Below are 23,409 nucleotides of genomic sequence, written 5' to 3'. Positions count from 1 at the left end.
TGAATGGGAATGGGAGCGATAGGGATAGGAATCATTCTGGGACTGGTTATCGGTAATTTTCTCGCAATTTGTATCTATCGCATTCCCCGTCAGCAATCGTTATGGGGAGGGAGAAGGCTATGCCCGCAATGCCAGGCTGCTCTGGGATGGCTAGATACACTTCCTTTGGTAGGATATCTGTTGAATCATGGCCGTTGCCGCTATTGTCATAAAGAAATGGGAAAGCTGCAAATAACGGTGGAATTGGCAATGGCTATAGTAGGCGGTATTGCGATGTGGCAAGGAGAATCGTGGCTGCAAAGCGGAACGTTCTTGATTTTAGCTGCGTTTTTATTGCTGATTTCATTCATAGATTACGAGTGGCAGCTAATTTTTGACAAAGTTTTGGTTGCTTTTGCAGTAAGCGGCTTGGCGATCAGTGTTTTAGGAAATGAATCGTGGCTGCAAGCGCTTTTGGCGCACGGTCTTTCCGTTCTTAGCGGCGGCGCTGTTATGGTGGTGATTGCGTTGGCCAGCCGTGGCGGCATGGGCGGAGGAGACGTCAAGTTTGTTATGGCTGCAGGATGCTGGTTAACGGTGTCGCAATTGTTTTTGATGTTGCTGACGGCTTTTTTTGCAGGCGGTCTAATAGGGGGCGTGCTGTTGCTTTTGGGTCTTAAGGGGCGCAAAGATTACATCCCTTTTGGACCTTTTTTGGCGCTAGGCTGTTGGATTGCTTATTTTTATGAGCGGCAGCTGCTGCATTGGTATTGGCAGGGGATTTTTTAAAGCGGGCCCTATGTCCCGCGTGGCGTGCACCGTCAAGAATTGAAATTTTGCCTGTAGCCTGGACTGTATTGAGACATAAGTTTCAATACAGTCCTTTTTTGTTTTTTACAATACTTTTCGTTTGGATTTTAGTGAAAAAAACAGAGAAATAAGGTACTCTGATAACAAGATAGAGAAAACAGACGGAGGTGTAGACTGTGCAGCAAGCCTGGCGATCCTTGAAGCTTCCTGGAAAGGGCATTATTTCTTTGGTGGGAGCTGGCGGGAAGACCTCTTTAGCGTTATCTCTGTTGGCGGAAGCCCAAGAAAAACAGTTGACTACTGTTCTGACGACGACGACAAAAATGCATTGGAAGCAACTGGCTCAATTTCGGCCGATTGTTTGCGACTCAGCCGCAGAAACGGCAGGGAGGCTGGCTTTGCGGCAGTCTTTGGGGCAGACGGCCGCTTGGATCGGCGGTTGGCTTGGCGAGAAAGCGGTAGGAGTAGAACCGGAAGAAGTGGATTGGCTGCTTGAAATGTTGCCGGAGGCGGTTATTTTGGTGGAAGCGGATGGCGCCAAGGGGTGCTGGTTGAAAGCGCCGGCTTGTCATGAACCGGTAGTTCCTTCCGAAACGGCTGTGACCATTGGCGTCCTTAATATACGGGCTTTGGGGAAACGGCTGGAACAACGGTTTGTTTATCGACTGCCCGAAGTTTGCAGCATACTGGGCAAAAAACCGGGCGAGTATGTGGATTTACAAGACTATGTACTATTGGCGACGTCTTCCAGAGGGGTTTTTCAATACGCCCAGGGCCGGCGCTTGCTATTGCTTACAGGGGGAGAGAAAAACAGTGATTTTCCGCTGGCGGAGTTTGCGGCTTGCTTGCAGTTGGAACAGGCGGATATAGAGCTTTGCGCTTTAGCTCATCGCAACTCTAAAACGTCGCGGCTGGAAATAATGGAGGTGCAAGAATTGTGAGCGTATCAATTGGCGCTGTGGTTTTGGCTGCAGGTATGGCAGTTCGTATGGGGCGACAGAAATTGCTGCTGCCGTTAGATGGAAAGCCAATGCTGACTCATGTGCTGGAAGTGGTGGCGGAAGTTCCCTTTGCAAGTCGGGTTGTTGTTATTGGCGAGCCGAAAGAGGAATTGGCAGACTTATGTGAGGCACAAGGCATTCCTAGCATTTTTAATGAAAAACGCAAGAGTGGACAAGCTTCTTCCATCTGTCTAGGTTTGGCTGAATTGAGGGATGGCTTAGACGGAGTGCTTTTTTTGCAAGGAGATCAGCCGTTGGTTACGAAATCCTTGTTAAAGAGAATGTTGGAAACGTTTCAACAAATACATGATTCTAAGGCTATTTTGGTTCCGATGCATGCCGGGGTAATGCGCAGCCCAATTTTATTTGGGGCGCATTGGTTGAAGGAATTGGCGTTGCTGAAAGAAGATTGCGGCGGCAAGGAATTGGTACGGCGTTATCCGGAACATGTAAAAACGCTGGCTTGGGCGGAGCCGTTTGTTTTTGAAGATGCAGATACATGGGAAGAATATTTGCGGCTTCAACGGTTACTGGAAACACAAAGTAAGGGATAAAACTATTTTATTCCTTGCTTGTATATTTCCAGGATGCGGTTGTCGCGAAATAAAATAACCAAAGCGCTGTCATCTTCATTGCGCCAGACCATGAAGTAAGTACTGGCTGCTGATTCGAGTTGTCCTTGAGGTACGGTGACGGAAGAAACTTCCTGGCCTTCGCGGCGCAACAGGCGCGCTGTTTCTTCATAAGTCATGCCAGGGTGCAACTGCGTTATATCCTTAGCTGTAATGAGCTGCGCTGCGGGTGGCTCTTTTTCAGAGACAGAGGAAAAAGCGAAGGATAAAAGCAGGGCGATAAGACCGAGAAACAGAACGGTGCGCGGTCGAAGCGACGTAGGAATTTGATTCGGGAGCATGTAATTTAAGCCTCCTTGTAAAATAAAAGAAAACTGATAGTTCTCTGGCAGAATTCTTCGTAGCGGCCGCAAATCCTTTTGTGACGGCTTCTGCAGCGTGTAGTCCTTTTTTTGACAAACCAGGAGAATGACAGTACAATAAAGAAAGCATTCCGACGTACGCTGCACGGCGTGCGTCGTTCCTGCTTTTTAAGGGGATGAAAGTCGCTGATTCCTTGGAAAATGCAACAACGGAAACGAGAGGTCGGATAGGATGGTTCTTGTTGAAGAACAGGTTCGCTTTGCGGAAACGGACGCCATGGGAGTGGCGCATCATGCCAATTATTTTCGCTGGTTTGAAATTGGCAGGGTAGCGCTGTTGAAAAAGGCGGGAGTGTACTTAAACGATCTGATGGCGCAAGATGTTTTATTTCCAATTACAGATGTATCTTGCCAGTATCGGGCATCGGCGAGATTTGACGATGTATTGGCGATTGAGACCAAGCTGGTAAAGGCGTCACGCGTGAAACTGGTCTTTTCTTACCGCGTGATACGGTTGGCAGATCAAACGCTTTTGGCGACGGGAAAGACACAAAACGCGTTTACCAATGCCGCTGGACGTGTTGCGCGTGTAGAACCTGAATTATATGAACGGTTGAGCAGGTGGGTGGAAGATGACTGGAAAGCATAAAGCGCCGATTGGCGTATTTGATTCCGGCGTGGGCGGTTTGACGGTGGTTCAACAGCTGCGTCGTCTGCTGCCGTCGGAGGATATCCTCTATTTTGGCGATACGGCTCGCGCACCTTATGGCGGCAGGGAGCCGGCAGAAATTTGCTTGTTTATGGGGCAGATTCTTCAATTTATGGAAGAACACGGTGTGAAACTGGCTGTAGTAGCCTGTAATACCATGACTGCTTGGGGCTTGGCGGATATGCAAGGGCGGTTTCCTTTCCCGGTAATCGGCATGGATAGCGGCGTGTCTCAGGCTTTGCAGGCTAGTCCCGGGAAGCGTATTGGCGTTATCGCTACTGCGGCAACGGTAAATAGCGGTAAGCACGAACGAGATGCGCTTGCGTTGTGTTCCGATGCGCACTTTTTTGGACAGCCTTGCCCCGAATTTGTACCATTGATTGAGCAGGAACGGCTAGCGTCTTCCGAATTGAGGCAGGCGGCAGTATCCTATTTGCAGCCGTTGCGGCAGGCGGAAACGGAAGCTGTAATATTAGGATGTACGCATTATCCGGTGATTGGAAGCTTGCTGCAGGAAATTCTGGGCGAGGGCGTAGCGCTGATTGATCCGGCGGAGGCTACGGCGCAAGCGGCTAAGCGGTTTTTGCAGGAACAAGGGATGGAGGCGCCGCAGCGGCAAGGAAGCTTGCGCTTGTATGTATCCGGCGAGCCATTGCGGGCGCAACGCCTAGCAGCTATGATTTTACAGGATGCGCAGGTGAAAATTATGCATGCGTCGATGGAAAAACAAGAAATTAACCGTTTGGAGGCATGAAAGTGGAATTACTAGCAGTGTTGATTTTGCTTGTAGGTTTAGGCATTTTAGGTGTATGGATTTACATTGTACGTCAAGGCGATGCGGAGATTGAGATTTTGACGGCGCAACGCACGGAGTTGCAATTGGTTTCCGTCGAAGACGGCAAAGGGGTTTTTTCTGCGCAGATTCCTTTGTTTAATTTGGCGTCTCAAGATGGGATTATCTTGGACGCATTTCCGCGCCATTTGTTGCCGCAGGAGCAGTATGACGCTGCGCGAGTGGAATCTCGCCTAGAGTTGCTTACGGCGCCGCGTGAAGACGGATATTTTGAAGCGGTTATCATTGAAGGAAACAAAGGGAATACCTTGGTTTTGACCGTGGCGTTGACTGCTAAAAACGGGTCGTTGGCTGAGGCTGTAGCGAGTATGGCGGATATGCCAGTGGAACTGTACTACCAGGTAGTGGGCCGAGGAGAATGCGCATTGCATAAGGAACGGCTAGTTCTGCCTGCTGCGGAATTTAAAACGGCATTTTCGGCGCAAGCGGTTGTTCCGGATGCCGTGGAATCGGAAACGCAGCCAGCGATGGCAGAAGAGGAGGCGTAATCATGGAGAAGCTTGAATTAGTGCCAGTGCGCACGCGCATTTTGACGCCTGCAGATAATATTGTCGACGCCATCGAAGCGTATGGTAAAGACTTAATCGGACCGGATGATGTGGTCTCGGTAGCGGAAAGCGTAGTCGCCATTACCCAGGGACGGATGGTGCGTCCGGAGGAGATGAATCCCTGTTTTTTAGCGCGGGTTCTGTGTCGCTTTATTCCGCAAAAAGCAAGCTTGAGCAGTATTTACGGCATGCAGCTGGCCATGGACGCCGCTGGTAAATGGCGGATTGCTTTTTGGCTCTTTGTAGGCATGCTGGCGAAACTATTTGGGAAATCTGGCGTGTTTTACGCTATGTCTGGCGAACAAACTCGCTTGATTGACGACGTGACGGGGACCATGCCTCCTTTTGACAAGCATATTGTATTAGGACCGGAGGACCCTGAAGGAGTCTCAAAAGAGATTAAAGAACGTTTGGGATGCTTTGGCGCTGTAGTAGCGGATGTGAATGATTTGAAGCGTTCTTACGTACTGGGCGGTTCACCGGGAGTGGATTTGCGCAAGGTGGAGAAAATGCTGATTGATAATCCTTTTGGCAACGCTTCACAAAAGACCCCTATAGTCGTAATCAAAAATTATGCTAAAATTGCTTCGCATTATCGAGTTTAAACAAGCTGACGGCCACGAAGACAATTGTCTTTGTGGTCGCTTTTCTAAAGCTAACAGGAGGCAGTCATGAAACGAATTGACGGACGTACGCCAGCGCAGATGCGCAAGGTGAATATTCAAAGAGACTATATGCGCTATGCTGAAGGGTCGGCTTTGATCGAAGTGGGGAATACACGGGTTTTATGCGCGGCGACCATAGAGGACAAGGTTCCGCATTTTTTAAGAGGCAGCGGCGAGGGCTGGATTACAGCAGAGTATGCGCTTTTGCCCCGTTCGACGCAGGTGCGTAATGTGCGCGAGTCGGCCAAAGGGAAAGTCACGGGCCGAACGCATGAGATTCAACGCTTGATAGGCAGGGCGCTGCGCAGCGTAGTGAATCTCAAAGCATTAGGAGAACGAACCGTATGGATTGACTGCGATGTATTGCAAGCCGACGGCGGTACTAGGACGGCTTCGATTACCGGTGCATTTATCGCCTTGGTGGATGCAGTCAATACGATTTATGATGAAAAACGCCCTTTTGCAGTTACTGACTTTTTAGCAGCCTCTAGTGTAGGGATTGTGGACGGACAGGCCTATTTGGATTTGTGCTATGAAGAAGACTCCAAGGCGATTGTAGATATGAATGTGGTCATGACCGGTAACGGGCGTTTTGTAGAGGTCCAGGGAACGGGCGAGCAACGTCCTTTTGCCCGGGAGGAGCTGGCGGACATGCTGGCTTTGGCGGAACAAGGCGTTGGGACTTTGATTGAATACCAAAAGGATGTTCTTGGCCCGTTGGCTTGGAAGGTAGGACGAGAGCCGTGATTGAACTTGTAGTTGCTAGCAAGAATAAGGGAAAAATCGCTGAATTTGAAAAAGCCTTCAGTCAATTGCCTGTGAAGGTTTTGTCGTTGAAGGACTTTGGTGAGATTCCCGAAGCCGTAGAGGACGGAGCAACCTTTGCCGAGAATGCGCGCAAAAAAGCGCAGCATTATTTGCAGTACACAAAGAAGCCTTGCTTGGCGGATGATTCTGGTTTAGAAGCAGATGCCTTGGGAGGAGCGCCAGGGGTTTTCTCCGCTCGCTATGCAGGAGAGGGGGCCAATGATGCGGCCAATAACGCCAAACTGCTGCAGCAGATGGTGGACGTCGAATCAAAACGGCGGACGGGACGCTTTCGCTGCGCCTTGGCTTTAGCCTTTCCAGATGGGCGGATGATGGAAGCGGAAGGTTCGGTGGAGGGGCGGCTGCTTATGGCGGAGAAAGGCGACGGAGGTTTTGGCTATGATCCGTTGTTCTTTTTGCCGGAATTGGCTAAGACTTTTGCCGAGCTAACTTTGGCGGAAAAAAATGAAATTAGTCACCGGGGCAAGGCGATTGCAGCTATGGCGAAAAAATTGGCTGAGGCAGGATTAAAATGAAACGCCTTGGGATTTTGAGCGATACTCACGGTAATCTGCAATTGCTAAAACGAGCGGTTGAGGAAACTGGTCCTGTAGATATGTGGCTGCATGCGGGGGATTATATCCGGGATGCGCGTTGGTTGGCGGCATGGTGCCCGGTGCCGGTAATTGCTGTTGCCGGTAATTGCGATCGGCCTGGAGATGGTAAGGCGGAAGAGTTTGTAGAGGTCGAAAATCTATTAATTTGGCTGACACATGGTCACCGACAGCATGTAAAAAACGGACGAGGCGACCTTGTTTGGTGGGCGCAGCAGTATGGCGCGCAAATTGCCGTGTATGGTCACACCCATCAAAATGAAAACCAAGTACAGAACTCTGTATTAATATTCAACCCTGGAAGTTTGGAACATTCCCGAGATGAGGCGCCAAGCTGGGGGCGGGTCTCTATAGAAAACGGCAAGGTGGTGGAGGCGGAAATCCTTCATTTTCAAGGCTTTGAACCATTTTCGATAGAAAAGTAATTAAAAAATTTAAGGTTGTAAAGGCAACGTGATTGTGCTAAAATTAACGTAAAAATTATTTCCATCTATTTAAATTTATGTAGAAACAGGAGGAGTTGCTTTGCGTACCATTGAGGTTGCCAAAATTACTGAGGCTGTTGCCAAAATGTGCATGGACGCCTGCTACTATTTGTCAGACGACGTGTACAAAGCTTTAAAATCAGCTCAGGAGACCGAAGAATCTCCCCTCGGCAGAGACGTAATCGCTCAGATCGTCAAAAATGCCGACATCGCTCGTGAGGAAAGCGTGCCGATTTGCCAGGATACTGGCATGACCGTTATCTTTTTGGAACTCGGTCAGGATGCGCACATCGTTGGAGGCGACTTGACGGAAGCCATCAATGCCGGCGTAGCGAAAGGGTATACCGAAGGCTATTTGCGTAAATCGGTTGTGGAAGAGCCGCTGTTCAATCGTAAAAACACGACGAACAATACTCCCGCAGTCATTCATACTACCATCGTGCCAGGGGATAAGCTGAAAATTAAGCTGGCCCCGAAAGGCTTCGGCAGTGAAAACAAAAGCGGCATGAAGATGTTGGTTCCGGCTGACGGCGTTGAAGGCGTGAAAGCGGCTGTCCTTGATATTATCAAGCATGCAGGCCCGAATCCCTGTCCTCCTATGGTTGTCGGCGTAGGTATTGGCGGCACCATGGAAAAAGCGGCGTTGTTGTCGAAAAAAGCGCTGGTGCGCCGCATCGACAAGCGCAATGACCATCCGGAGTACGCGAAGCTAGAAGGGGAACTGCTGGAAATGATCAACAAGACCGGCATTGGACCTCAACTGGGCGGAACTACCTCGGCTCTGGCAGTTAACATTGAATGGTATCCTACGCACATCGCCGGCTTGCCGGTATCTGTAAATATCAGCTGTCATGCTACCCGGCATGCCGATGTGGAACTCTAAGAAGGAGGTGTGAGAGAGATGGCCGAGAAGAAACGTATTACTACTCCGCTGAGCGCAGAAGTTGTTCGCGATCTGAAAGCTGGCGACAGCGTTCTGATTACCGGCATTGTTTACAGCGCTCGTGATGCTGCTCATAAAGTTATGACAGAAACCTTGGCGCGCGGTGAAAAACTGCCGGTAGATTTGACGAACCAGGTTGTGTACTATTTGGGACCAACCCCTGCCAAGCCAGGTGCTGTAATTGGTTCTGCGGGCCCGACGACTTCTGGTCGTATGGACGCTTATGCGCCTACTTTGTTGGATCAAGGTCTGCGCGGCATGATTGGCAAGGGCTCCCGTTCCAAAGAAGTTGTTGAGTCCATGAAAAAGAACGGCGCCGTGTATTTTGCCGCTGTTGGCGGAGCTGCTGCTTTGATTGCCAAATGCATCAAAAAATACGAAGTGCTGGCTTACCCTGAACTCGGTCCAGAGGCACTAGCTGCATTGACGGTAGAAGATTTTCCTGCCATCGTCGTTGTCGATAGTGAAGGGAACAGCTTCTACGAAGAAGGACAAAGACCATACCGGAAGATTTAACTCCCTGGTTGAGCAATTCTATTAATGTCCTAAAAAATGCGGGCTTCGCCCGTGCATCATGTGCCCATCGAATACAGGAGGTAAAAGCATGAGCAACACTGAATTTTATATCCGGCGCCTTCATTCCATTTCGGGGATCGTGCCGATCGGACTGTTCCTGTTGGAGCATACCGCAACCATTTCTACAGCCCTGGTAGGTCCTCAAATGTTTAATGCCGGCGTTGAGCACCTGGCATCCATTCCTACGGCGGTGATGATTCCGTTGGAAATCTTCGCCATTGCCATTCCTTTCTTGTTCCACATCATTTACGGTCTGATGTACGCTTTTGATGCACAGCATAATGTGGGCAACTATACATACGCCCGCAACCGTCAGTTCTGGCTGCAACGGATGACTGCGTTCATTACGGTAGCATTCCTGATCTGGCATGTCGGTTACATGCGTTTCTTCATGAAATACAGCCCCGGCATCAACTTCAATACCATGCATGACTATCTCAGCAATCCGCTGGTTATGGTTTTGTATATTATTGGTTTTGTGGCTGCGATTTATCACTTCACAAACGGTCTCTTTACGTTCTGCATCACCTGGGGTATTGCTGCCGGTCCTAAGGCGCAAAACTTTGTCAATAAGCTGGCATGGGGCCTTTTCGCTTTGATGAGCGTAGCTGGCGTTGCAGCAGTTGTCAAGTTTGCTGCTGGCGCATAATCCTCCCCATTCCATGTTGCTGTAATCTTAAATTTTGGAAATAAGGAGAGAACCCTAGTGAAAAAGAAAATTATTGTTGTTGGCGGCGGCCTTTCAGGCTTGATGGCCACTATGAAGATCAGCGAAGCCGGTGGCGAAGTCGATCTCTTCTCCCTTTGCCCGGTTAAGCGTTCGCACTCGGTTTGTGCGCAGGGCGGCATTAACGCCTGCATGAATACTAAAGGTCAAAACGACTCCATTGATGAGCATTTTGACGATACTGTTTACGGCGGCGACTTCCTGGCTGACCAGAAAGCTGTTCGCGGTATGATTGAATTGGCTCCGAAACTGATCGAAATGTTCGATCGCATGGGCGTGACCTGGACCCGTACTGCGGAAGGTCTGTTGGACCTGCGTAACTTCGGCGGTCAGAAAAACAAAAGAACTTGCTTCTCCGGCGCTACTACCGGTCAGCAGCTTTTGTACGCTCTCGATGAGCAGGTTCGCCATTGGGAAGTCAAAGGCACCGTTAAGAAATACGAAGGCTGGGATTTCCTGAAGGCCATTTTGAACGAAAAAGGCGAATGCCGTGGTATTTTGGCTCAGAACATGACTACCATGGAAATCGAAGCTTTCCCGGCTGACGCTGTTATTTTGGCTACCGGCGGCCCCGGACTGGTGTTCGGCAAGAGCACCAACTCCGTTATCTGCACCGGTTCTGCCGTTTCCAGCGCGTACCAGCAAGGCGCGTACCTGGGCAACAGCGAGTTCATTCAGCTGCATCCTACGGCCATTCCCGGTGACGACAAGCTGCGCTTGATGTCCGAGTCGGCTCGTGGTGAAGGCGGCCGTGTCTGGACTTATAAAGACGGCAAGCCTTGGTATTTCCTCGAAGAAATGTATCCGGCTTATGGCAACTTGGTGCCGCGTGACATCGCTGCGCGCGCCATCTTCAAAGTTTGCACGGAAATGAAGCTGGGCATCAACGGCGAAAACCAGGTATATTTGGATCTGTCTCACATCGACAGTGATTACCTGGATCGCAAGCTGGGCGGCATCCTCGAGATCTACGAAGAGTTCGTTGGCGATGATCCGCGCAAAGTTCCGATGCGTATCTTCCCGGCTGTTCACTATTCCATGGGCGGCATCTGGGTTGACCGCGAACACAGAACCAACATTCCTGGTCTGTTCGCTTCCGGCGAATGCGACTATCAATATCATGGCGCCAACCGTTTGGGTGCAAACTCCTTGCTGTCGGCCGCTTACTCCGGTACGGTTTCCGGCCCGAGCGCGATGCGCTGGGCGAAAGGCGAGCAGGAAGGCCCGGCCTTGAGTGCAGAAGAACTGAAAGCCGCTAAGGATGCGGAAATTCAGCGCTTTGAAAAACTTCTGGCTATGAACGGTCCTGAAAATGCTTACAAGCTGCATCAGGAACTCGGCGAAATCATGCTGGAAAACGTGGCCATCGTTCGTATTAACGAGAACATCGCCAAAGCGGAAGGCCTCTTGAAAGACCTGCTGAAGCGTTGGGATGATATCGGCGTGAACGACAAAGGCCATTACTGCAATCAGGAAGTTATGTTCACCCGTCAGTTGCGGGATATGATCATCTATGCCCAGGCTATTACGAAAGCTGCTTTGATGCGTAACGAAAGCCGCGGCGCTCACTACAAGCCTGAATTCCCTGAGCGTGATGATGAGAACTTCCTAAAAACCACGCGTGTTACTTATACCCCGGAAGGACCGCAAATCGACTACATCGACTTTGATCATTCCATGATCAAACCGCGTCCTCGTCGTTACGACGTTGCTAAGGAGGTTAAGAAATAAGCATGAGCAAGAAAACCGTTCATTTTATTATTACCAGACAAGACTCGCCTACTAGCGCGCCGTATACGGAAGAGTTTGAACTTCCATACCGCCCGGCGATGAACGTGGTTTCCTCCTTGATGGAGATCCAAAAAAACCCTGTAACTAAAGACGGCAAGAAAACCACTCCTGTCGTTTGGGAATGCAACTGCCTGGAGAAAGTTTGCGGCGCTTGCATGATGGTTATCAACGGCAAAGCTCAACAGGCTTGCGCCGCCCTGATCGATCATTTGGAACAGCCGATTCGTTTGGAAGCGGCTCGTACCTTCCCGGTGGTTCGCGACTTGATTATCGACCGCAGCGTCATGTTTGAAAGCCTCAAGCGTGTTCATGCTTGGGTTGAAGTTGACGGCTCTTGGCCGGTCAATCAAATGGCTCCCCGTCAGAATCCCTACACAGCAACGACTGCTTACGAAATTTCTCGTTGCATGACTTGTGGCTGCTGCATGCATGCATGCCCCAATGTCAATGCTGGCTCCAACTTTATTGGACCGGCTCCGATGGGTCAGGCTCATTTGTTCAACCTGCATCCTACCGGTGAATACAACAAGGAAGATCGTTTGAACGCCCTAATGGACAAAGGCGGCATCAGCAATTGCGGTAACAGCCAAAACTGCGTGCAGGCTTGCCCGAAAGACATCAAGCTGACCGATTATATCGCGCAGCTGAATCGGGACGTCAACAAACAGGCTATCAAAAACCTGTTGAACAAGTAAATCTTTCAATAACCGGTTGCTTTTAGCAACCGGTTATTTTTTTATTGACAAAGCATGCATTAATCGCGTATAATATGCCATGTGATTATCCGGGGCGTGGCTCAGCTTGGTAGAGCACCTGGCTTGGGACCAGGGGGTCGCAGGTTCGAATCCTGCCGCTCCGACCATTCAGACATGCGGGTGTAGCTCAATGGTAGAGCACTAGCCTTCCAAGCTAGCTACGAGGGTTCGATTCCCTTCACCCGCTCCATTTTTTTCTCCTGTCCCAGTAGCTCAGTTGGATAGAGCAACGGCCTTCTAAGCCGTCGGTCGGGAGTTCGAATCTCTCCTGGGACGCCATTAAAAACTGGCTGTCAGGGGAACCCAATGAAAACGAGGGTTTCAGACGTTTATAAAGTGGTTTGTATCCATAGAAATGTGGAATACAGACCATTTTTTTATGCAGAACATAGGAAATGCAGGAGATATACAGTTTAGGAGAATAACCTGATTTAGGGAGCTGTGTTGGCAGGAAATAAGAAGTATAACGCGAAGTATACAAGCGAAGTTGGAGAGGGGGATTTTTATGCGGCAATGGGGCCGGATTCTTTTAGTATGTATTTTAGTATGCTTGAGTAGTGCTGCGGTTCAAGCGCAGCAGATTCAACTAGATGTATTGACTGTGAATGATTTTCACGGGGCTTTAGCGCCGGAAGACCGCCGCCCTGGAGCGGCAGTACTGATGGCGGCGATTGAACAGGAACGCGCTAGTAATCCCCAAGGAACGCTTTTATTGGCGGCAGGAGATATGCTGCAAGGAAGCGTGGACTCTAATTTGCTATATGGGCGTCCGGTAATTGAAATGATGAATGCTATGCAAGTGGATGCTATGGCTTTGGGAAATCATGAATTTGACTGGGGCTTGCGGGTATTGCAGGAACGAGCGAAAGAAGCGCAGTTTCCTTTTTTGTGCGGCAATGTAGTGGATAAGCAGACTGGCGCTCCGTTGGATTTTGTGAAGCCATATGTAATTTTGGAGCGGCAAGGCGTTAAAATTGCCGTCATTGGCTCTGTGACCCAGGAAACGCTCTATAAAAGTCATCCTAACGCAGTATATGGGCTGGAGATTCAAGATCCTGCGGCCCGGCTTAACGTCTGGGCTCAGGATGCGCGCAAGCATGGCGCTGCCATTGTTATTGCCTTAACTCATTTGTCTTCCTATATGGATAAGAATGGCAAGATAACCGGTGAGGCTGCAGACGTCGCGGAGAAGTTGACAGGAGTAAATGTGCTGGTAAGCGCTCATTCTCATGAAAGGGTGGCTGGTTTTGTTAAAGGCATAGCTATACTGCAGGCGGAAGCCTATGGCCGCAGCTTGGGGAAAGTACATCTTAATTACGATTCAAAAATGAAAACAGTGCAGATGCTTTCTGCCAGTGTGACGGATTTGGTAGCGCATCCGGTACCTCCCGATCCACGTATGCAAGAGCTGGTGCAACGCCAGGAAGAGCCGATTATAGCCATAAAAGAGCAGGCTGTAGGAAGTTCTCTTTATCCCCTAGAGCATAGCCGTAATGTTTTTTCGCCGTTGGGCCAGTGGGTGGCGGATGCCATGCGTTCTTCTGTACAGGCGGATGTGGCCTTCCTAAATGGAGGCGGTGTTCGCTTGGGGCTGCCGGCAGGAGAAATTTCGCTAGGGCAGGTATATGCCGCACTTCCTTTTGACAATACACTCTATACAGTACAATTGAGCGGGAAGCAAATTCGTAAAATTTTAGAACATGGCTTATTTAATCAGACCTTTGGAATGTTGCAGTTTTCTGGTTTAAAAGTAGTTTGCGATCCGGATATGCCGGAAGGATCTCGGATCAAAGAAGTTCGCTTGGCTAGTGGCGATGAGCTTGTAGATGGCAAGCACTATCTGGTAGTGGCTAATGACTTCATGGCAGCGGGCGGTGACGGGTATACGATGTTGCGCGAAGGCTTGGAAGGACGAGATACGTACATCTTTTTGCGAGATATCGTTTTACGCGAAATGAAGCGTCAACAGCCGATAGACTTTACTGGCGATGAACGGCTGCTTGAACGCAAGGGAGATAGTTTGCGCCTGCCTGATGTGGCATAAGAAGCTTTGTAAAGAATGCGTTACGTTTTTCGGATCTTATGGAAAAGATATTGTCAGGGTTAACGAGCTGTGATAGACTAAAGCAGAATTTTACAGGAAAGAAAAAAGAATATCTCTGTTAGGTGAGGCTCCTGCATAAAAATAGGCCACTGCCCGGAAACGTCGAGAGACGCCAATGGGTAGAACAGGTATTATCGACACAAGGTTTTACTTAAGGTGGCTGAGATTTTTCTCTACGTTATGCAGTGCTAAAACTCAACGATTAGGGGGAGACATAGGTTATTTGTAATGCCTTCCTTTGGGGAGGCATTTATTTTTTTAAGCACTTACTAGTTGCTAAATTTTAAGAAAGGTGGTGGTTGTATGGATACCGATCCTGGAAGTAAGCGATGTTTGAAAGTAAGCCGGCCTTTGGCGTCGGTATTCAGAGAAGAGGGATACTATGCAAAAATCAATGCAAGAAATTTATTTCAGTCAACTGCGGGGGCGGCGAATTTATGACGGCGCTGGCAAAGCGGCGGGAAAAGTTAAAGACGTGGTTGTACGCTGGGATGGCGGTATGCCTTATATTACAGGTATTCGCCATAGCGGAGACATTCATCGGCTGATTCCGGCCAGCCAGGTCAAAGACTGGGCGGCAGAAGAGGTTCAGTTGTGTAAGTCGTTGGCAGAAATTGAAATTGCAGATATTAACGAGCAAGAACTTTATGTAGGCAAATGGCTGCTTGATAAACAGATTATCGATTTGAAAGGCTCAAAACTAGTGCGGGTCAATGATATTCTTTTATCTTGCTCGCAGGTAGACGGGCGTCAGCAATTGTTTCTTTTGGCCGCCGATATTGGCATGCGCGGCCTGATTCGCAGGTTAGGATTGGAGTTTTTAGTAAGCAATGTAAATAACCATTATATCTTATGGCAATCCATCACCCCGTTAGAATCAAGAACCGCCAGCTTGAAACTGAACCTTAACAAGGAGCAAGTGAGCAAGCTGCATCCGGCGGACATTGCCGATCTTGTGGAGGAAATGGATTATAACAGCCGGGCTGTGTTCATTAAGGCTTTGGATGTGGAACAGGCCGCAGAAGCCTTGTCAGAAATGGAACTGGATACGCAGGTGGAAATTATAACCCAGCTTGATGGGCACCAGGCTTCGGATTTACTTGAAGAAATGCCGCCAGACGAAGCGGCTGATATTTTGAGTGAAATGCCGGAGGGAAAATCAAGCGAACTATTGCTTCTGATGGAATCCGAGGAAGCGGAGGAAGTCAAAGAGCTTATGCAGTACGAGGAAGATACTGCTGGCGGCTTAATGACGACGGAATATATCGGCTTATCGGTGGACTTAACAGCCGAAGCGGCTATCCAACGCATCAGGGAGCTAGCGCCGGCAGTGGAAACCATTTACTATTTATATGTAATTGATGCGGCGGAAAAACTGTTGGGCGTGTTTTCATTGCGAGAATTGATCATTGCCAAGCCGGATACGGTGCTGGGCGAATTAATGCATACGAAGATTATTACGATCCATCATGAAGACAGTCATCGGAAAGTGGCGGACACTATTCACAAATATGGCTTGCTGGCTGTGCCTGTTGTAGATGAAGCTGGCATTCTCTGCGGCATTATTACGGTCGATGACGTACTAGACATTTTGATGCCGGAGCGTTCTGTGCCAGATGCCATGTCGGTGTATTTAAGCAAGCGCGCGCTGAGAGAGGGGTGAGGCAATGACGGCGGTAAATTCGTTTCGTACACGTATAGCTATTTTTTTGTCAGTTATGGGCCCTGGCATTGTCACTGCCTTCGCGGACAATGATGCAGGCGGCATTGCCACCTACGCCGCTGCAGGCGCTAAATATGGTTTTGCCTTGCTCTTCGCCATGTTTATCAGCACCGTATGCTTGGTTATTGCGCAGGAAATGTCGGCGCGTACCGGCGCGGTTACTGGTAAAGGGCTGTCCGATTTGATTCGCGAGCAGTATGGCGCTAGATGGGCGTTGTTTGCGATGACGATCCTGATTGTTGCAAACATGGGGACCACGGCTTCCGAGTTCTCGGGTATTGCCACAAGCTTTGAGATCTTTGGCGTCAGCCGGTATATCTCGGTGCCAATTATGGGCGCATTAGTTTGGTTTTTAGTTTTGAAGGCGGACTATTCCAAGACGGAAAAGGTCTTTTTGGCCCTATGCCTTACCTTTTTCAGCTATGTAATTTCCGGGTTTATTGTAGGGCCGCCGTGGGAAGAAGTCTTTATAGCTTCGGTAACGCCCACTTTTTCTTGGGATGCAGATTTTCTTTTGATGGCGATAGGCGTTATCGGCACGACGATCACGCCTTGGGGACAGTTTTATGTGCAGGCATCGGTGGTAGATAAAGGTATTACCGCAGCTGATTATAAATACACTCGCTGGGATGTTATTGTTGGTTCGTTTTTTACCTGGTTGATTGCCTTTTTCATCATTATCGCTACCGCATCGACGCTGTATGTTAACGGCGTTTCTATTGAAACCGCCAGTGATGCGGCTATCGCGCTGGAGCCTTTGGCCGGCAAGTACGCCAGTATTTTGTTTTCTGTTGGCCTACTTGGAGCTTCCATGCTGGCAGCCTTTATTCTGCCATTGAGTACGGCGTATGCTGTTTGTGAAGCGTTCGGCTTTGAGCATGGCGTCAGCAAGTCTTATGAAGAAGCGCCGGTGTTCTTTGGCTTATATACGGCGTTAATTGTAGGGGGCGCCGGGCTGGTTTTATGGCCGGATCTTTCGTTGTATCACATTATGCTGGCATCGCAGGTAGTAAATGGTGTGCTATTGCCGCCTATCTTGATTTTTATGGTTTTGATTGCCAGTGATAATTATTTGATGGGCTCGTATGCCAATTCAAAATGGTATAATGTAGTGGCTTGGATTTTTACGATCGTTTTGATTATTTTAACGCTGCTCTTGCTTGGTTCAACGCTCATGCCGGAATGGTTTGAAGGGTTGCTTGGGAGCGGGTAATAAATAAAAAGAAGTGCAAAGGCGTTCTAGATGGGGATACCGTCTAGGACGCTTTTTTAATGAAAATGTACGAGAAAATGTTGACAAGAAATTAATTGCATGATACAAATAAAAAGAGAGGTGAGGAAAATTACGATTGAAGAAGAGAAATATAATCGCTGTGTGGAAGATATAGGAACGTTGTTACAACGAACGGTACGGACGATGCAGATACTAGAACGTGAAACGATAAGAACCTACGGATTTACCAGTTCGCAGTGTCATATGTTGTTGGAATTGTTGCGGCAGCCGGGGCTGTCGATGAACGAACTTAGCGAGCATATGCATCTGGAAATCAGCACGGTAACACGAATTATGAGTATTTTAGTGCGCGATGGTCTTGTTTGTCGCAGCCGTTCATTTCAAGATAAGCGTGTTGTTGAAGCATCCCTAAGCGAGCAAGGGGAGCTGGTCGCAAAGCGGTTGCAAGCAGGAATTGCAGCGTATTATCGTGACGTTATTCAACTTTTGCCGCGCGGACATGTTAGAGAGGTTATGCAGGCGGTGGAGTTTTTAGTAGAAGCATTAGAAAAGGCCAAAGCATAAAGTTGGTCTTTTTTTAAGATAAATTTGTATTATACAAATAAAAGGAGGGCGTATTATGGCGGCTACGTATATTCAGCAGTTATTTGCGCAGCGTTTGGGAGGAGAAAGATTCGGCGATGAAAGTGTATTGTATAAGTTTGAGAAAATAAAACGGGCTAAGAAAGTGGCGTGTAAAACCAATCAGACTCTAAAGCTGCTTGATTTAGGCGTGGGCGAGCCGGACTGGATGGCTGAAAAAAGTGTGATAGACATTTTATATGCCGAGGCTAAGAAGAGAGAAAATCGCGGGTATAGCGATAACGGCCTACAAGAGTTTAAAGATGCCGCCGTGCGTTATATGGAACGGGTATATGGCGTTCATGGCTTGGATGCAAATGCGGAAGTGATTCATGGTATTGGATCCAAGTCTATTTTAGCGCTGTTGCCACAAGCGTTTATCGATCCCGGGGATATTACGCTGATGACGGTTCCTGGCTATCCTATTATAGGGAGCGCCACAAAAGCCTTAGGCGGAGAAGTAGTCAACTTATTACTGACGGCGAAAAATCAGTATTTGCCGGATTTCAGTCTTTTGACGCAAGAAGAATGCTGCAGAGCAAAGTTGCTGTATCTAAACTATCCTAACAATCCGACTGGCGCATCAGCCACGCGGGAGTTTTTTGAAGAAGTCGTTGCGTTTGCTCGGAGACATCAGATTATCGTTGTGGCGGATGCAGCGTACGCAGCACTGACTTTTGGCGAGGAGAAGCCGCTAAGTTTTTTATCAATTCCAGGAGCGAAAGAAGTGGGCGTAGAAATTCATTCGCTATCAAAAGCTTTTAATATGACTGGCTGGAGGCTGGCGTTTTTATGCGGACAGGCTGCAGTAGTAAAAGGGTTTGCAGCCGTGAAAGACAATCATGATTCTGGTCAATTTGCAGCGATTCAGAAAGCAGGTGCGTATTGCTTACGGCATCCGGAAATAACAAGGAAAACAGCGGAAAAATACGAACGGCGTCATCGCTTGCTGGCGGAAATATTGCGGCGGATTGGATTTTCTATCGTTGAACCGAAAGCTTCTTTCTATTTATATACCGCAATTCCGCGAAGAACTAAGTCCGGCAGAAACTTTGCCAGCGCAGAAGATTTCTCGGATTTCTTGCTGAGAAAAAAGTTGATTTCTACGATTCCTTGGGATGATGCCGGGGCTTATATTCGTCTATCCGTTACGTTTGAAGCGGAGACGGAAACAGAAGAACTTGAAGTAATTGCAGAACTAGAGAAGCGATTAACGGAGCTGGAGTTGATTTTTTAGAGGAGGTAAGACCATGAATGAATGTGGGAAAATGATTTTGAAGTCTAACCGTGAATATAGCGTGCAAGGTCAGTCGCTACAGGCATTGGCCGATACATTTGCGACGCCTTTTTACCTGTATGATTTGGACTTAATTGAAAATCAGTACAAAAGCTTATACCAATATATTCCTTGGCCTGCTTTGAAAATTCATTACGCGATGAAGGCCAATTATAATAAAGATATTTTAGTGCGCTTGCGAGAAGCGAATGCATGTATTGATGCGGTGAGTCCTGCCGAGGTGTTATTGGCGTTAGCTTTGGGATTTAAGCCTGAAAAGATTATCTTTACGGCAAATCATATGACCGACGCGGATATGCATATGGTAAAGGCACAAAAGGTCTTGCTGAATATTGACTCCTTATTCCGGCTGGAACGATACGCGGCATGCTATCCAGGGTCAGAAGTATCTTTGCGGTTTAATCCGGATGTGGTGACAGGAGAGAATGAAAAGGTTCAAACAGGAGGCAAGGCGGCAAAATTTGGCCTCCTACTGGAAGAGGCTTCACAAGCGGCGGCAATTGCTCGTCAATATAATCTCCGGATTGTCGGCATACACATGCATGCCGGGAGCGGTATTGGGGACACGGAAGCCGTTTATCAAGGGATGAAAAATGTACTGCAAATTGCTACGCGTGAGCGCTTCCCTAAGCTGCGATTCGTTGATTTTGGCGGCGGCTTTAAAGTGAAATACCATCCGAATGAGCCGGAAGTAAATTATGAAGACTTTGGCAAAAAAATTGTTCAGTTGTTTGCAGCGTATTGTCGCGAATATGGACGAGAGCTTGCATTGTATTTTGAACCGGGGAAATTTATTGCTGCAGAAGCGGGATGCTTGATCATGCAAGTAAACACCGTGCGAGAAGCTAACGGACGAGTGATTATAGGGACCGATGCCGGTTTTCACCAGTGCATTCGCCCCGTGTTCTATGGCGCGTATCATCCTGTTATTAATATAAGCAATCCTGGCGGCGCTCTCTGTGAATATGACGTGTATGGAAACACTTGCGAAAGCGGTGATTGTTTTGCTAAAGAACGCTTGCTGCCGACGGTTCGGGTAGGAGATTATCTTTGCCTTTTAAATGCTGGAGCCTATTGCTTTTCGATGGCTTCTATCTATAATTTGCGTTCCTTGCCGGCAGAGGCGGTTGTACAACAAGGAACGGTAAGGCTGTCCAGGGCTAAGGCCACTCCGGAACAGCTGGTGCAGCAAGTCCTTGCAGTCTATAGATCGTAAATAAAGAGGCTGTTTCGTGTATGGTCAATAAAGAAACCTTCATTTGGCAGGAGATTTGAAGTGTTTTGGAATATAGATATATATAAGGCCAAAAGAGTGTAAGGAGAAACTATTGACCATGAAAGAGAAAGATTCAGTAATTGTATCTAGTCTCAAAAAACAAGAGCAAGAGCTGCGGCGAAATGTACAGAAAAGCCCTCAAAATCCAGAGGCGTACTATCGGCTGGGAGGCTTTCTTAATGAGAACGGAAATTTAGCGGAAGCGGCAGATGCGCTGCGGCAGGCCATAGCCTTAGACCCGGAAGAGGCTTCCTTTTACCAGGAACTGGGCTTGGTGCTTGGAAAAGCGGGTATGCTGGAGAAAGCGGCGGAGTTGCTCCGGTGGGCTCTTGTTCTTCAACCGAAATATCCGGAGGCCGTCAATAATTTAGGAGTGATCCTACGGAGAACAGGCGCGCTAGGGGAAGCGGAATCTTGTTTTCGGCAGGCCTTGTCATGGAAGCCGTTATTTGCTGACGCTTACAATAACTTGGGCCTGGTGTTAGAAGGGGACGTCCAATGCCAAGAAGAAGCATTCCAGTCGTTTCAACAAGCGGTGAAGCTTGAACCAACTAATGCTACTATCCAGTACAATTTTGGGTTGGCTTTAAAAAATAGGCATGACTTTGAAAAGGCGGAAGCTTGTTTAAAACGAGCGCTCCAACTTAAAGAAGATTTTGTTGAAGCGGACTTTTCGCTGGCGGAACTATATTTGTTGCAGGGACGTTATGAGTTGGGCTGGGATAAATATGACGATTTGCGGCTGTTAACGCGGCGCCACGGGCAATTACCGCTGCCTCATTGGCGGGGGGAATGCCTGCAGGGGCAAAAAATTTTACTATATGCTGATCAAGGATACGGGGATTCGTTGCAATTTCTGCGATATGCAACCGAAGTAGCGGAAATGGCGGAAGAAGTGGGCATTTTGGTGCAAAAGCCGCTAGAAGATCTTGTGCGGCAGTCTTTGCCGGAGTGTCGGGTATGGGATAGCAGTGAAATGCTTCCTTTGCAGGAATATGATTTGGCGTCGCCTTTGTTGAGTTTGCCTCATTGGCTTCATACAAGGCTAGAGTCAATTCCCCGAAAAATACCATATGTGCAGTCGAAACAACAGGAAACGGCTAAGTGGGCGAAGCGAATTAGAAAGTTAAATCCCCAAGGAAAATTACGAGTTGGCGTGGTGTGGGCGGGGAATGCTGCGCATAGCAATGATAAAAATCGTTCCATTCCGCTGGATTGTTTGCAGCCATTATTTGAACAACAAGAAGTTTTTTTGTTGAGCTTACAAGCGGGAGAGCGAGCGAAGGACCTAATGAAATTACCAGTCCCAGCAGCGATTGCGGATATTACATTACATTTAACAAATTTCGCGGCTACGGCGGCGATTATTGCTAACTTGGATCTAGTACTGACCGTTGATTCTGCAGTGGCGCATTTAGCGGGAGCCATGGGCAAAAAAACGTGGTTGATGCTTCCTTATAATCCAGACTGGCGCTGGCTTCTCGACCGGGAAGACAGCCCTTGGTATCCGAGCATGCGATTGTTTCGTCAAAAACGACTTGGAGACTGGACTGAAGTAATTCGTGATGTAAAAAAAGCGCTGGAGGATACAGGGCAAAATCATGAATGAAGCTGATGGTTGGTTGGGAAAAATAAAACGGCTGGAACAAAAACGAAAATGGATTTGGTTGTGTGCGGCGCTGACTTTTTTGGCGGCTTATTTTCATCGGACCGTGACGGGCGTTGTTGCCGATAGCCTAATGAGGGATTTTTCGATTGCTCAAGCTTCGGAGCTAGGCATGCTGTCTTCTATTTACTTTTATACGTATGCCATGTTGCAGGTTCCCTCTGGCATGCTGGCGGATCGTTATGGACCAAGGTTGGTTATCAGCGCCTCTGTCGTTATTGCGGCGGCGGGGGCGTCGCTAATAGGTTGCGCAGAAAGCCTGGGCAGTCTCTACATAGGGCGCTTTTTAGCAAGCGTGGGAGTCAGCGTGATCTATGTGAATGTGGTTAAATTGCAGGCGGAATGGTTTCGGTTGCGGGAATTTGCGACCATGTTGGGCTTACTGACGCTTGTAGGAAACGGTGGCTCGTTACTGTCGGCTACTCCTTTGGCTATGTTGGTAGAATCAACCGGATGGAGATCAGCATTTTTCTTGGTGGCATTGTATTCTTTGCTTATGGCGGGAGCTTGCTGGCTTGTGATTCGCAATCGTCCAACAGAAGAGGGACTTCCTTCCATGAAGGAGCTTGCGGCATACGAATTCGGCGGTGCGGCTGCGGCTTCTTCCGTACAAATAGGGATGAAGCTGGGGTTGTTGAGGGTGCTGCGCAACCGTCATACCTGGACGCCATTTTTGGCGTCAGTGGCAGTGTTTGGCGTATATATGACGTTTAGCGGGATTTGGGGTGTGCCTTACTTTATGCAAGTAATGCACATGTCACGAGTGGAAGCGGCGAATCAAGTGCTGCTTATGTTTTTGGGAAATATGGCGGGAGCTCCTCTGGTAGGCTATTTATCTGACCGATTGGGGAGACGGCGGAGTCCGTATATCGTGACAACTCTTTTGTTTCTGGCGGCTTTGGCTGCCTTAATGCTGGGGGGCGAACATCTGCCAAGGTGGCTCTTGGCTTTAATTTGCTTTTTCTTTGGTATCGGCGTTTCTGGCGTATCGGTGGCAGTTGTATGCGCCAAGGAAGTGAACCCGCCACAACTGACAGGGATTGCTGCAGGCGTGGTAAACTCGGCTCCGTTTATTGGTGCGGCTCTTATGCAGCCCGGTTTTGGCTGGGTGTTGGATCAATTTTGGCAAGGAAGCATAGAGCAAGGGGTAAAAATATATACGCTAGAGGCGTATCAGAATGCTTTTGCCATGTGTACGGTAGTTTTGCTGTTGGGTTTATTGGCGACCTTTTTGATTAAAGAGACCTATGGCAAACAGGCAAGTAGTTAAAGAGGGATTTAAGCGGATAAC

The 23,409-nt window shown here is 48.5% G+C and carries 24 protein-coding genes, 3 tRNA genes and 1 riboswitch; of the genes, 26 read left to right on the top strand and 1 reads right to left on the bottom strand.

Annotated features, from left to right (window positions below; translation table 11 throughout):
- Positions 1-3 precede the first annotated feature (3 nt).
- From C508_RS0112305 to C508_RS0112295, 3 genes are all read left to right on the top strand, one after another.
- The gene (locus C508_RS0112305; protein WP_018703867.1) at positions 4-768 is read left to right on the top strand and encodes a prepilin peptidase; all 765 of its coding nucleotides are present in this window, start codon (positions 4-6) and stop codon (positions 766-768) included.
- Between the two features lie 197 nt (positions 769-965).
- On the top strand, positions 966-1,730 hold the full coding sequence (gene yqeC / locus C508_RS18520) for a selenium cofactor biosynthesis protein YqeC (protein ID WP_018703866.1): 765 nt from the start codon (positions 966-968) through the stop codon (positions 1,728-1,730).
- A complete protein-coding gene (locus C508_RS0112295; RefSeq protein ID WP_018703865.1) occupies positions 1,727-2,344 on the top strand; it encodes a nucleotidyltransferase family protein in 618 nt (205 codons plus the stop codon). The genes yqeC and C508_RS0112295 overlap by 4 nt, the downstream gene beginning before the upstream one ends.
- A gap of 2 nt (positions 2,345-2,346) precedes the next feature.
- On the opposite strand, the gene C508_RS0112290 is transcribed toward C508_RS0112295, so the two are convergent.
- The gene (locus tag C508_RS0112290; RefSeq protein WP_018703864.1) at positions 2,347-2,703 is read right to left on the bottom strand and encodes a hypothetical protein; all 357 of its coding nucleotides are present in this window, start codon (positions 2,701-2,703) and stop codon (positions 2,347-2,349) included.
- 253 nt (positions 2,704-2,956) lie between these two features.
- On the opposite strand from C508_RS0112290, the gene C508_RS0112285 reads away from it, so the two are divergent.
- The 23 genes from C508_RS0112285 (at position 2,957) to C508_RS0112175 (ending at position 23,388) form a co-directional block, all read left to right on the top strand.
- Complete coding sequence (locus C508_RS0112285) at positions 2,957-3,373, top strand: acyl-CoA thioesterase (protein ID WP_018703863.1); 417 nt, start codon at positions 2,957-2,959, stop codon at positions 3,371-3,373.
- Positions 3,357-4,187 carry a glutamate racemase gene (gene murI / locus C508_RS0112280; RefSeq protein WP_018703862.1) on the top strand — a complete coding sequence of 277 codons (831 nt, stop codon included), beginning with the start codon at positions 3,357-3,359 and terminating at the stop codon, positions 4,185-4,187. The genes C508_RS0112285 and murI overlap by 17 nt, the downstream gene beginning before the upstream one ends.
- A complete protein-coding gene (locus tag C508_RS18515) occupies positions 4,184-4,774 on the top strand; it encodes a hypothetical protein (protein WP_018703861.1) in 591 nt (196 codons plus the stop codon). The genes murI and C508_RS18515 overlap by 4 nt, the downstream gene beginning before the upstream one ends.
- Before the next feature lie 2 nt (positions 4,775-4,776).
- Complete coding sequence (locus C508_RS0112270) at positions 4,777-5,439, top strand: coenzyme F420-0:L-glutamate ligase (protein WP_018703860.1); 663 nt, start codon at positions 4,777-4,779, stop codon at positions 5,437-5,439.
- Positions 5,440-5,505: 66 nt separating this feature from the next.
- Positions 5,506-6,246 carry a ribonuclease PH gene (rph, locus tag C508_RS0112265; protein WP_018703859.1) on the top strand — a complete coding sequence of 247 codons (741 nt, stop codon included), beginning with the start codon at positions 5,506-5,508 and terminating at the stop codon, positions 6,244-6,246.
- Positions 6,243-6,842, top strand: a complete 600-nt coding sequence (locus C508_RS0112260; protein WP_018703858.1) for an XTP/dITP diphosphatase — start codon at positions 6,243-6,245, stop codon at positions 6,840-6,842. The genes rph and C508_RS0112260 overlap by 4 nt, the downstream gene beginning before the upstream one ends.
- Entirely contained in the window at positions 6,839-7,345 is a 507-nt protein-coding gene (locus C508_RS0112255) for a YfcE family phosphodiesterase (protein WP_018703857.1), read from the top strand. The genes C508_RS0112260 and C508_RS0112255 overlap by 4 nt, the downstream gene beginning before the upstream one ends.
- A 100-nt stretch (positions 7,346-7,445) precedes the next feature.
- On the top strand, positions 7,446-8,288 hold the full coding sequence (locus C508_RS0112250) for a fumarate hydratase (protein WP_018703856.1): 843 nt from the start codon (positions 7,446-7,448) through the stop codon (positions 8,286-8,288).
- A gap of 18 nt (positions 8,289-8,306) precedes the next feature.
- Positions 8,307-8,864, top strand: a complete 558-nt coding sequence (locus C508_RS0112245) for a Fe-S-containing hydro-lyase (RefSeq protein ID WP_018703855.1) — start codon at positions 8,307-8,309, stop codon at positions 8,862-8,864.
- Positions 8,865-8,952: 88 nt separating this feature from the next.
- Positions 8,953-9,573: a succinate dehydrogenase/fumarate reductase transmembrane subunit gene (locus tag C508_RS0112240; protein ID WP_018703854.1), complete on the top strand. Its 621-nt coding sequence runs from the start codon at positions 8,953-8,955 to the stop codon at positions 9,571-9,573.
- A gap of 102 nt (positions 9,574-9,675) precedes the next feature.
- On the top strand, positions 9,676-11,382 hold the full coding sequence (gene sdhA / locus C508_RS0112235; RefSeq protein ID WP_051086813.1) for a succinate dehydrogenase flavoprotein subunit: 1,707 nt from the start codon (positions 9,676-9,678) through the stop codon (positions 11,380-11,382).
- A 2-nt stretch (positions 11,383-11,384) separates the two neighbouring features.
- Positions 11,385-12,137, top strand: coding sequence for a succinate dehydrogenase iron-sulfur subunit (sdhB, locus tag C508_RS0112230; protein WP_018703852.1), 753 nt, complete (start codon positions 11,385-11,387; stop codon positions 12,135-12,137).
- Between the two features lie 90 nt (positions 12,138-12,227).
- A tRNA-Pro gene (locus tag C508_RS0112225) sits at positions 12,228-12,304 on the top strand.
- Positions 12,305-12,313: 9 nt separating this feature from the next.
- Positions 12,314-12,387 (top strand) — tRNA-Gly (locus tag C508_RS0112220).
- Positions 12,388-12,399: 12 nt separating this feature from the next.
- A tRNA-Arg gene (locus C508_RS0112215) sits at positions 12,400-12,476 on the top strand.
- A 226-nt stretch (positions 12,477-12,702) separates the two neighbouring features.
- Entirely contained in the window at positions 12,703-14,241 is a 1,539-nt protein-coding gene (locus tag C508_RS0112210) for a bifunctional metallophosphatase/5'-nucleotidase (protein ID WP_018703851.1), read from the top strand.
- Between the two features lie 107 nt (positions 14,242-14,348).
- Positions 14,349-14,515: riboswitch (M-box (ykoK) riboswitch) on the top strand.
- Between the two features lie 168 nt (positions 14,516-14,683).
- On the top strand, positions 14,684-15,964 hold the full coding sequence (locus C508_RS0112205) for a magnesium transporter MgtE N-terminal domain-containing protein (protein WP_018703850.1): 1,281 nt from the start codon (positions 14,684-14,686) through the stop codon (positions 15,962-15,964).
- A gap of 4 nt (positions 15,965-15,968) precedes the next feature.
- On the top strand, positions 15,969-17,237 hold the full coding sequence (locus tag C508_RS0112200) for an Nramp family divalent metal transporter (protein WP_018703849.1): 1,269 nt from the start codon (positions 15,969-15,971) through the stop codon (positions 17,235-17,237).
- Between the two features lie 99 nt (positions 17,238-17,336).
- Positions 17,337-17,822: a MarR family winged helix-turn-helix transcriptional regulator gene (locus tag C508_RS0112195; RefSeq protein WP_018703848.1), complete on the top strand. Its 486-nt coding sequence runs from the start codon at positions 17,337-17,339 to the stop codon at positions 17,820-17,822.
- 55 nt (positions 17,823-17,877) lie between these two features.
- Positions 17,878-19,116, top strand: a complete 1,239-nt coding sequence (locus C508_RS0112190) for an LL-diaminopimelate aminotransferase (RefSeq protein WP_018703847.1) — start codon at positions 17,878-17,880, stop codon at positions 19,114-19,116.
- A 13-nt stretch (positions 19,117-19,129) separates the two neighbouring features.
- On the top strand, positions 19,130-20,392 hold the full coding sequence (gene lysA / locus C508_RS0112185; RefSeq protein WP_018703846.1) for a diaminopimelate decarboxylase: 1,263 nt from the start codon (positions 19,130-19,132) through the stop codon (positions 20,390-20,392).
- A gap of 118 nt (positions 20,393-20,510) precedes the next feature.
- Positions 20,511-22,061, top strand: coding sequence for a tetratricopeptide repeat protein (locus C508_RS18510; RefSeq protein WP_018703845.1), 1,551 nt, complete (start codon positions 20,511-20,513; stop codon positions 22,059-22,061).
- The gene (locus C508_RS0112175) at positions 22,054-23,388 is read left to right on the top strand and encodes an MFS transporter (protein WP_018703844.1); all 1,335 of its coding nucleotides are present in this window, start codon (positions 22,054-22,056) and stop codon (positions 23,386-23,388) included. The genes C508_RS18510 and C508_RS0112175 overlap by 8 nt, the downstream gene beginning before the upstream one ends.
- Positions 23,389-23,409: the final 21 nt, after the last annotated feature.

Origin of the sequence: Anaeromusa acidaminophila DSM 3853 (genome assembly GCF_000374545.1) — a bacterium.
Classification (GTDB): Bacteria; Bacillota; Negativicutes; order Anaeromusales; family Anaeromusaceae; genus Anaeromusa; species Anaeromusa acidaminophila.
This window is presented reverse-complemented; position numbering and strand designations above follow the sequence as displayed.